This is a genomic window from Roseofilum halophilum BLCC-M91, assembly GCF_030068445.1.
Taxonomy (GTDB): Bacteria; Cyanobacteriota; Cyanobacteriia; order Cyanobacteriales; family Desertifilaceae; genus Roseofilum; species Roseofilum halophilum.
Genome location: NZ_JAQPOK010000013.1, coordinates 1 through 10,405 on the forward strand (window position 1 = coordinate 1; position 10,405 = coordinate 10,405).

9 protein-coding genes are annotated in these 10,405 nt (G+C 48.2%); 3 read left to right on the forward strand and 6 right to left on the reverse strand.

The features are described from left to right. Nucleotides 1–143 precede the first annotated feature (143 nt). Complete coding sequence (locus PJF56_RS01920; RefSeq protein WP_283760945.1) at nt 144–863, reverse strand: response regulator transcription factor; 720 nt, start codon at nt 861–863, stop codon at nt 144–146. Nucleotides 864–1,312: 449 nt separating this feature from the next. On the opposite strand from PJF56_RS01920, the gene PJF56_RS01925 reads away from it, so the two are divergent. Next, nucleotides 1,313–2,245, forward strand: a complete 933-nt coding sequence (locus PJF56_RS01925) for a hypothetical protein (protein ID WP_283760946.1) — start codon at nt 1,313–1,315, stop codon at nt 2,243–2,245. 105 nt (nt 2,246–2,350) lie between these two features. On the opposite strand, the gene PJF56_RS01930 is transcribed toward PJF56_RS01925, so the two are convergent. From PJF56_RS01930 to PJF56_RS01950, 5 genes are all read right to left on the reverse strand, one after another. Beyond that, complete coding sequence (locus tag PJF56_RS01930; protein WP_283760947.1) at nt 2,351–3,505, reverse strand: AI-2E family transporter; 1,155 nt, start codon at nt 3,503–3,505, stop codon at nt 2,351–2,353. A 57-nt stretch (nt 3,506–3,562) separates the two neighbouring features. Next, complete coding sequence (locus PJF56_RS01935; protein ID WP_283760948.1) at nt 3,563–4,033, reverse strand: C6orf136 family protein; 471 nt, start codon at nt 4,031–4,033, stop codon at nt 3,563–3,565. Nucleotides 4,034–4,104: 71 nt separating this feature from the next. Further along, nucleotides 4,105–4,440 carry a XisI protein gene (locus PJF56_RS01940; RefSeq protein ID WP_283760949.1) on the reverse strand — a complete coding sequence of 112 codons (336 nt, stop codon included), beginning with the start codon at nt 4,438–4,440 and terminating at the stop codon, nt 4,105–4,107. Next, nucleotides 4,428–4,844, reverse strand: a complete 417-nt coding sequence (locus tag PJF56_RS01945) for an element excision factor XisH family protein (protein WP_347179414.1) — start codon at nt 4,842–4,844, stop codon at nt 4,428–4,430. Before PJF56_RS01945 ends, PJF56_RS01940 begins: the two co-directional genes overlap by 13 nt. Nucleotides 4,845–4,922: 78 nt before the next feature. Beyond that, on the reverse strand, nt 4,923–6,407 hold the full coding sequence (locus PJF56_RS01950) for a diguanylate cyclase (RefSeq protein WP_283760951.1): 1,485 nt from the start codon (nt 6,405–6,407) through the stop codon (nt 4,923–4,925). Nucleotides 6,408–6,557: 150 nt separating this feature from the next. Between PJF56_RS01950 and gcvH the strand changes: the two genes are divergently transcribed. Beyond that, a complete protein-coding gene (gcvH, locus tag PJF56_RS01955; protein ID WP_283760952.1) occupies nt 6,558–6,959 on the forward strand; it encodes a glycine cleavage system protein GcvH in 402 nt (133 codons plus the stop codon). A 136-nt stretch (nt 6,960–7,095) separates the two neighbouring features. Next, complete coding sequence (gene gcvP, locus PJF56_RS01960) at nt 7,096–10,104, forward strand: aminomethyl-transferring glycine dehydrogenase (RefSeq protein ID WP_283760953.1); 3,009 nt, start codon at nt 7,096–7,098, stop codon at nt 10,102–10,104. Nucleotides 10,105–10,405: the final 301 nt, after the last annotated feature.

A 10,405-nucleotide genomic window follows, 5' to 3' on the forward strand; every position in this document is an offset into this window, starting at 1 on the left:
CAGAAGCTCGGAACTGGCGAGGCATTCCAAGGTGAGAACTTTGGCTCTTAAATGCAACGTAGCCCTTTAGGGGCTTAGGCGGGTCAGCTACCTAAATTAACGAGGCAGTGAGCCGCCGTCTCTTTAGAGCGGGGTGCTGACCGTTAAGAAGCTTCTGATTTAGTCGAAGGCAACTCCAAGCAATATCCAGCCCCATAAACCGTTTTGATATAACGGGGATGACGGGGATCGGGTTCTAATTTGGTTCTCAGATGGCGAACGTGAACCCGAATAGTTTCGATATCATCATCGGGATCGTATCCCCACACCTCTTTGAGAATTTCACTCGGAGAAACAGTTTGCCCATGGCGCTGGAGAAGACAGTGGAGTAACTCAAATTCCAAATGGGTGAGTTTAACCGTGGTGTCAAACCAAATGACCTCAAAACGCTCTGGAATCAGCGTTAGGGGGCCATAATTGAGAATTTCAGTGTGTTTAGCTGCTTGGGGAATGCGATCGGTGCGTCGCAGCAGGGCCCGCACCCGTGCTAACATCTCCTCAATTTCAAAGGGTTTGGTGAGATAATCATCTGCACCCGCATTAAAACCTTCTACTTTGTCTTGAGTTTGGTTGAGAGCGGTTAACATCAAGACGGGGATATCGGCAGTGCGATCGTCTCGACGCAAACGTTGACATACAGTAAAGCCATCAACTTTAGGCAGCATCAAGTCCAGTACAATCATATCTGGAAGCAATTGGATCGCCAGAGCTTGGCCTTTTATGCCATCGGGCGCTTGACTGACATCATAGCCAGCCATTTCCAGGTTGACAGCAACTAATTCTGAGATTGCGGGATCGTCATCAATGACTAATATCCGGGGCATTGCTAAGGTTAGGTTTCTAAAGTGGGCAGTTGACTCTCTCCCCCATGGAGCGAGGAGAGACAACAAAGGAGTCTGTAATCATGGAAATCTTAGCTTAAGTTGTTGCCATTTTAAGCTGCACTCGGAAATAGGTGAGTTTTCTAAGATAATTTCCTTACAGATTATACGCAATTGTGGTCATGGGTACAGCCTAATGGCAAAGGAAAGCCCAAACTCGAAAGGGTAGTCCTGAACGGAGGGAACGGTTGTATGGGTTAAGACTCTAGGAGGTATAGCCCTATAATCACACCCTTGGGCAATTCGGCGATCGCCTCCCTAAAATTCTAGGGCTAACCAATTCTCATGACGTTAGCCGCCAGATTGAAGTATGATTTACGGCAAGTCAGGAGTGAAACATTTTCTCCCTTGCCTATTCTTGGTTCCTTGAAAACGAGTCCACGCCAACCACAATGAAAAACAATATCTTTGATGCTCCACCAGGGTTTACACCAAAAGGACAGAGGGTCGATCCGATGGATGATATTTTTCAGCAAGCTCGCCAGGGTAGCGTTGCCGCTATTATTCAGGTGTTGAATGAAAAACTAGCTAACTCAGGGATTCGCACGAGGGCTGTTCTAGACCGGGGAATTCTGCAACTGTTATGCGAAGCCGAACAAGAGCGTCAATTGGAACAAACGCCATTGGTGGAGAAGGTGACCAGTATTCTAGAGGCGATCGCCCCTCGGAATATTCGGCGCGTAAATATTAATAGTCGCCTGGTGCGCGAGCAACAACTGTTGTGGTTGGAAGAAATTCAGCAAGATCCAGAAGGTCAACTGCTCTGGTCAGAATTAATTGTGCTGAAAAAGCCGGGGTTATTACAACAATGGTCGAATCACCAACAAGCTCAATCCCCTCGCAAGCGCAAGACTCCCCTACCCAACTATACCCCCTCCCAGTTAACACGAGAGCAACGTCAATTCCGTCGGGGGATTATTGGCGGCGCGATTTTTAGTAGTGTCTTGGTTTTAGCCGGGTTATGGGTCATGTCTTGGTGGCGCACCCCCAATGATTCTAATGCCCAAAACCAACCCGTCCTAGAAAGCGCCCCTTCTGCATCCCCTGAGACTAACGCCCCTGAAACGCCGAATGCTGCAACGTCTACCCCTGCGGCCGATCCCTTTACCCAAGCGGTACGTCTGGCCCAAGCTGCCGCTAATGAGGGACTGACGGCGCAAACGGAGGCAGAATGGTTAGCCTTAGCCGAAAAATGGCAAGAAGCCAGTAATTTAATGGCTCAAGTGGCTGCATCTGACGATCGCTATCAGATTGCCCAAGACCGAACCGTGCGCTATCAAGAGAATAGCCAAGCGGCTCAAAGAGAGGCAGAAAAATTGCGTTAGAGTTCAGGTCAGTGTGGGTAGTTCACTAGCACCATGCGATCGGAGAAGGGAAAGCCCAAGGAATATCAAGATCCTCACTTATAAATCACCCCTATTCTGTTATTTTTACAGATGACTATCTTCTGAAGAAGAGAAGTTAGGCATTTCAGACTCCGGTAAATCTCCTTGATCGTTTTCCTCTAACTCTTCTCCCGATCCTTCCCGAAGGTTTGCGAACGGTGAATCTGGATTATCTAATACCCATTGATCGAGAATATCTTCGAGGAGTAGGCGTTTAATCCAGACTTGGGCAATAACCGCTAAGGGAAGAGCTAAGAACAGACCAATAATACCAAAAAGTTGTAAACAAGTAATTTGTGCCAGGAGCGTGACTGCGGGTAACAGGGAAACTTGTTTGGCCATTACCGTGGGGGTTAACCAATAGCTTTCCACTTGTTGAACTACCACATATAATATCAAAACTGCCCCTGCTTTGAGAAATCCACCCGTATCTAAAATGGCAACAGTCATTGGTAAAATAACGCTTAAGGTCGGGCCAATATTGGGGATGAAATTCAGCAGTCCAGCCAGCAGTGCATGGGCCAAAACTAAGCGCACGCCAATAATCGATAATCCGACAAAACTGAGTGTGCCAATAAACAGGGAGTTAAGAATAATGCCCCCAAACCAATTATCTAAAGCGATTTCGCATTCAGATAAAATGCTATCAGCTCGCCGTCGGTAAAAGGAGGGAAAAAGGCGCACCAACGCTCGACGATAGGACAGGGGATCGCCTAAAAACATTAAGGTTAAGACAATCACCAGCAGCAATTGACCAACAGCGATGATCGAGTTAGAAAAGAAGGAATAAAAGTTACCAAATACTTGGGTAAGGAAGGGTTGAATTTGTTGAAATCCACTGGAAAAATCCGGAGGTTCGGGTAACCAAGAGGGGGTATTATCTCGCCATTGGTTAAGTAGCTCCCGCAGTTTTTGAATCCCTGTGGGGATCAGATCGATAAGGGTTTGGAATTGTTCAATGAACGGGGGAACAATAATCCAATAGAAGAGAAGAAAACACAGAAAGGTAACACTGATCGTTACTAAAACGGATAATCCTCGACTAAGACCGAATTTTTGCACCAGACGCACCCCCCGGTTGAGGGCAGTGGCAAGTACAACTGCGGTGAATAGGAGTAATAAAATACTGCGTATTGTCCAGAGAACATAGAGTGATGCAACTAAACTGAAAAAGCCGAGTAATTGACCGAGTGTTACCATTGGGTAATGGGTAGAAGGGTAATGGGTAATGGGCAGAAGGGTAATGCTATTGTTAGGCTATTTTACTTGAGTAGAGGCTGATCCAGGTAGAAATTGCCTTAAAATCTCTAGGGGAGGACGATCCCAAGTATCGACATGATGATTAATTAGGCTTTGGTCAATGAGAGTATATATAGAATAACCGTTAAAGTTAATTTGTGCTGTCCAGGGGACTCGCAGTTTTCCGCGCACTGTCCAGTCTACGCGCAAGGTTTGGGGGGGCAAAAATTCGATTTGATGGACATCAAAACCTAGCTCGGTGAAAAAGAGTTGACCATGAAAGCGCAGTGTCCAAAAGATGATGCGGTAATTGAGTTTACCCTTAAATTGGCTGATGGGGTCTTCAAAGAGGATATCGGGGGTATAAATGTTGTAGTTAATGTCCTGTTGAAATAAGTTGGGTAAATCCTGTTGCAAGATCTCCATCACCTGTTTAATCTGGGGCGGTAGAGCGTCGGAGTTGGCCGATAGGACTGAGGGTGAGTTCATGATTGAGTTACTGGAATTTGTGTGTCATTTATTTTAGGCAATTTTTCTATAAGAGCGGCAGATCGGCAAAACTAACTCACAGCAAATCCATTATAGGGACGCATGAACGGTGCGTGATAAGCCAAAACAATGCGATCTTTGGGGATTCCTCGTTCAGTGAGTTCGTTGGCGACTCCTACTTCAGTGCCATCATACTCAATCCAAATTTTGCCGTCTTTAATATCAATATGAATTAAGGCTCCATAAACGCGCCGTTTATTCATCCATCCTGTCCGCACGACTTGATAGCGATCGCGCTCCACATCAAAGACAACGCCAATTTCCACCTCGCCAAAGATGGGTTTTACTTGACTATGGGAGAGCAAAATTTCTTGAACAATTTGACGATAGGTTGCTATTCGATCCATTGCACGATCCTTGTTTCTTCTACATCGTAAATGAGCAAATGGAGTTGATATTCCCGGACTCCCTCTTCAATAAACCGGAGACGAAAGAATTCATCATAGGTTGGATGAGGTACAGCCAAATACAGAGTACGTGAGGGATCTTGTACTCTCAGAGCGCGTCGATAATTGAGATATTGACCGACGGCTGTGTGAAACTCAGAAATGGCAGAGGGATTGATGAAACTCTTGACCTCTACGGCAATTTTATCCCTATCTCGTTCAGCCGCCAAGAGAAATTCAGCACCCAAATCAATTTGCATTTGTACCTCTCCATAATCAAGAGGAAATGGATCGTGGGTAATCAACCACCCTTGAGCAATTAAGGCATCTTTGACTACAGAGTGGAACGCATCTCTAGCCATCAGTGATTTGGTCTCCTCTTGGATTTTTCTCTATTTTATAGGGGTTTGGAGGTCGATTAAACTCTATAGGCGATCGCCATGTCAGCCCATACCTTCATTGACGACAATGCGATCGCGTCCCTGGGTTTTAGCTTGATACAATGAGGCATCGGCTGTAGCAATCAGGCTCTCTGGAGATAGGGCAATACTGGGAACCAGACAAGCAACGCCTAAACTTAGGGTGACATAGGGTTGGACATCAGAACCCGCATGAGGCAATTGTCGTTCCCCGATTTCGTGATGAATGCGTTGGGCGACTCGCAGAGCGCCTAAACTATCGGTATTGGGCAATAAAACAACGAATTCTTCACCCCCATAGCGAGCGACTAAATCTCTGGAGCGTCTAACGGCTTCTGCCATCACCTGAGCGACTTGGCGCAAACAGTCATCCCCGGCTAAATGACCATAGCAGTCGTTATAGCGCTTAAAATAATCTACATCCGCCAAAATCATGGAGAGGGGTTGCATCTGGTGCAATAATCGAGACCATTCATGGCGCAATACTTGGTCAAAATGTCCCCGGTTGGCGACTTGAGTTAAGCCATCGAGGGTGGCTAACCGGGTTAATTCCTGATTGGCTTGGCGTAAGTCTGACTCTGCTTGTTTGCGTCGCATGAGGGAGGCTAACTGGTTGGCGACGGATTGGATTAAGGTTAAGGAGCGTCGATCGGGATAATAGGGCGATCGCGAAAAAAACATCAAGACTGCCAATACTTCCCTCTGCCAACAAATGGGTACAGCTAAAGCGCCCTTTAAACCCACCTCTTTGGCTTGTTGCATCCGGGGAGAAATGATGGGCGTAGTTTGGGAGATATCCTCAATCCATTCCAACTCCTTAGACACCCAAACCCGTCCCGGTAAGCCTTTATGGGGGGTAAAGGCGATCGCCTCACTCAGATGACGAAACCTCTCAAACTCCCGACTATGGCTATATCCCCCCCGACTCAACCGTAACTGAGTGCCCCCTTGAGTGGGCATCCAAGCTTCGCCAAAATCCCAATGAATGGTTTGACAAATTTTAGCCAATACCCCCTCTAAGGCAGACTCAATATCAACCGCATCACTGAGCGCTTCGGTGGTATCGAGGAGCAACTGTAACTGGGCATTTTGCTCTTCTAACTTTTGTTGATACTTACGCAGTCGGAGCTGATGCTCAATCCGCACCACCACTTCCACCGGTTCAAACGGCTTACTAATATAATCGACTCCCCCTACTTCAAACCCTTTAACTTTACTGGGGGTTTCATCCATGGCGCTAATAAACAAAACGGGAATATCCGCACTCACCTCCATGGATTTTAGATGTTGACAAAGCTGATACCCATCTATATCCGGCATCATCACATCCAACAGCACTAAATCCACTGAGCCAGCCAGGATATAGCTTAAGGCATCCTCGCTATTAGAAGCCAGATTGACTCGATATCCCTCCTTGACCAAAATCCGATTCAGTAAACTCAGATTAGCTGGCTCATCGTCAACCACAAGGAGGGTTGGTTTTAATCGCTTCGAGAGTTTTCGACTCATGAATGGGTAATGGGGTAATGGGGAATGGGGTAAAGGGCGATCGCCTCTTTTCTGGAATCTTTCCGGGAAAATTAAAAGAAGATGTGCCGATCATACCCAAATCCTGATATATAACCAGTAGAGATTAGTCGAAAAAAATAGGAAGTTTCTATGGAATTAGAATATCCAGATGATCTAAAATACCTCGACAGCCATGAGTATGTGCGGCTTGATGGCGAAATTGCCACCATTGGCTTAAGTGCCTTTGCGATCGATCAACTCGGTGATATTGTTCATCTTGAATTGCCAGACGTTGGAGAAGCCTTAGAAAAAGAGGAATCTTTCGGTTCAATTGAATCGGTAAAAGCGGTTGAAGATCTCTATCCCCCCGTTACGGGTACAGTCACTGAGCGCAATGAAGAGCTACTGGAGACCCCGGAAAACATTGGTGACGATCCTTACGGAGAAGGATGGTTACTCAAAGTTCGTATTGATGATAACGAAGAGCTAGAGGGCTTACTCTCAGCTTCGGAATATCGCGCTCAACTCGAAGGCGATGAGGACGAGCATTAGACTGCTTGCAGAAGTCAGGCAATAGGGAATAGAGTGTCATCAAAACCCCTATGGCACTCTGCAACCCTTAAATTTGTGAGATGATGTGAGATATGGATCGCCCATGCAGAATTCAGACGTAACTCTCAAAGCCAACATGAATACCGGATCACTATCCTCAAAACTTTCTTCATCCGCGTCTGAGCAGCAGACTCGCTCATTTGCAGATCGCCATTTAGGCCCGAATGCCAACGATATTCAACAGATGCTCAAACTGTTAGAAATCGATGACTTAGAGACCCTCATTGAGCGTACCATACCTCCAGCGATCCAGCTCACTCGTTCTCTAAATCTCCCCACCGCCGAAAGTGAATCAGCCGCCCTGAACACCCTCAAAGCTATCATGGGCAAAAACCGGCTTTTCCGCTCCTATATCGGCATGGGCTACTCTAACTGTCTTACCCCAGCAGTCATTCAGCGCAATATCCTGGAAAATCCGGGCTGGTATACGGCTTATACGCCCTATCAAGCGGAAATTGCCCAAGGTCGTCTGGAAGCCCTCTTAAATTTTCAAACTCTGGTGATTGATTTAACGGGGTTGGAAATTGCTAATGCTTCCTTACTTGATGAAGGTACTGCCGCAGCCGAAGCCATGAGCATGAGCTATGGGATCTGCAAAAATAAGGCCAATCGCTTTTTTGTCTCCCAGGAGTGTCATCCCCAAACCTTGGAAGTGGTGCAAACCCGCGCTCAACCTTTGGGTATTGAGGTCATTGTGGGAGATCATCGCCAGTTTGATTTTAGTCAACCCATCTTTGGGGCGCTGCTGCAATATCCGGCGACGGATGGTACAATTTACGACTACAGTGAGTTTATTGCTAAAGTCCATGAAGTCGGCGCTCTGGCGACTGTGGCGGCTGACCTTCTGAGTCTTACCCTGCTGAGACCTCCGGGAGAGATGGATGCGGATATGGTGGTGGGTAATAGCCAACGGTTTGGGGTTCCCCTGGGCTATGGTGGCCCCCATGCGGCCTTTTTAGCGACCCGCGAGGCCTATAAGCGGCAAGTCCCCGGTCGTATTGTGGGTCAGTCTAAGGATAAGGATGGCAAGCTTGCTCTGCGGTTAGCGCTGCAAACGAGGGAGCAACATATCCGCCGGGATAAGGCGACGAGTAATATTTGTACGGCTCAGGTGCTGCTGGCGGTGATTGCGTCGATGTATGCAGTGTATCACGGGCCGGAGGGCTTGAAGGCGATCGCCGAAACCATCCATCAACAGACGCTCTGGTTGGCGGAAGGTCTCAAGCGTTTGGGCTATAGTTTGCCCGATAGCCAGTTTTTTGATACGTTACGGGTAAACTTGGGCGAAACTGCCTTAGAGAGCCTATTAGCAGCCGCTCAGGAGAAAAAAATTAACCTCCGCACCCTGGATGAAAAGACCGTGGTCATCTCTTTGGATGAAACTACGACCCTTGCGGATGTGGTGGACTTGTGGGAGATTTTTGCCCGTTCCCTTCGACTCCGCTCAGGGAACGGTGAGTCAGGGAACGGTGAGTCAGGGAACGGTGGCTCAGAGGGCGAAATGGTCACCTCGACTCCGCTCGGTGACCTACCGACTCCGCTCGGTGACCTACCCTTTACTGCCGAAGAAATTATCGCTTCTGCACCTGCGCCAGATTTTGGCAGCTTCACGCGCCAAAGTCCCTACCTAACTCACCCGGTGTTCCACCAGTACCACTCGGAAACGGAATTGTTGCGCTATCTGCATCGCTTGGAAGCTAAGGATTTGTCCTTGACGACCTCCATGATTCCCCTCGGCTCTTGTACGATGAAACTGAATGCTACAGCCGAGATGATTCCGGTGACTTGGCCGGAAGTGGGGCAAATTCATCCCTTTGCACCCCTGGAGCAAACCCAAGGCTATCAGGAAATGTTCCGTCAGTTGGAAGACTGGTTAGCGGAAATTACTGGATTTGAGGCGGTGTCTCTGCAACCTAATGCTGGGTCTCAGGGAGAATATGCGGGATTACTGGTGATTCGTGCCTATCATCAGCATAACGGAGAGGGCGATCGCCATATTTGCCTGATTCCAGAGTCGGCTCATGGCACGAACCCAGCTAGTGCGGTGATGTGCGGGATGAAAGTGGTGGGGGTAAAATGCGATCGCCAGGGTAATATTGATTTAACCGACCTCAGAGCTAAAGCGGAAAAACACAGCGCTAAACTCTCCGCGCTCATGGTCACCTATCCCTCCACCCACGGCGTATTTGAAGAAGCCATTCAGGAAATCTGCGAAATTATCCATAGCCATGGTGGCCAAGTTTATCTCGATGGCGCTAACATGAACGCCCAAGTCGGCCTCTGTCGTCCTGGAGACTATGGCGCAGATGTTTGTCACCTGAATCTGCACAAAACCTTCTGTATTCCCCACGGTGGCGGCGGCCCAGGGATGGGGCCCATTGGGGTTGCCCCCCACTTGGTTCCCTTCCTCCCCGGTCATAGCGTGATTGATTTGGGCAAGACTGAACAGGGAGCCGTAGCAGCAGCCCCTTGGGGAAGTTCCAGTATCCTGCCCATTTCCTGGATGTACATTGCCATGATGGGGCCTCAAGGGTTAACGGATGCGACGAAAGTAGCGATTTTGAATGCCAACTATATCGCCCATCGTCTCGACCCCCATTACCCGATTTTATACACCGGTAAGTTTGGTTTAGTGGCCCATGAATGTATCGTGGACTTGCGCCCCCTGAAAAAATCGGCTGGTGTGGAAGCCGAAGACATTGCCAAGCGGTTGATGGACTACGGGTTCCACGCGCCTACCATGTCCTGGCCCGTTGCCGGAACCATCATGGTGGAACCGACGGAAAGTGAGTCGAAGGAAGAGTTAGACCGCTTCTGCGATGCCATGATTGCCATTCGCGAGGAAATTGCGGCCATTGAGCGGGGAGAGATGTCTGCGGAGGATAATTTGCTCAAAAATGCGCCCCATACCGCCGAAATGCTGTTAGCGGATGAGTGGACGCATCCCTATTCGCGCCAGCAAGCAGCCTATCCTGCGCCTTGGACAAGGGAGTTTAAGTATTGGCCTCCGGTGGGACGGATTGATAATGCGTTCGGCGATCGTAATTTTGTCTGTTCCTGCGCTCCGATGGAAGCATATTCTTAGGGGATAGAGAGTCAGTAGAAACCGGGTTTCTGGTTCCTTCTCGCTCCAGAGAGGGTATCCCAGGAGAAACCCGGTTTCTTTGCGCTTGTGGCGATCGCCTCTATATCACCATGGAGGATTCGCAAATTTTCTCTAGCCAAACAAATCGAAGATTTAGAATATACAGCGCTTTTCGATGTTATGAGGTACAGTTATCGAAATTTTAAGGGTTGAGTGCCTTCCCATGAAAAGCCTGAAAAATGGGGATTATAGCGTGAAAAATGGTTTTCCCATTACCAATTACCCATTACCCATTACCGCG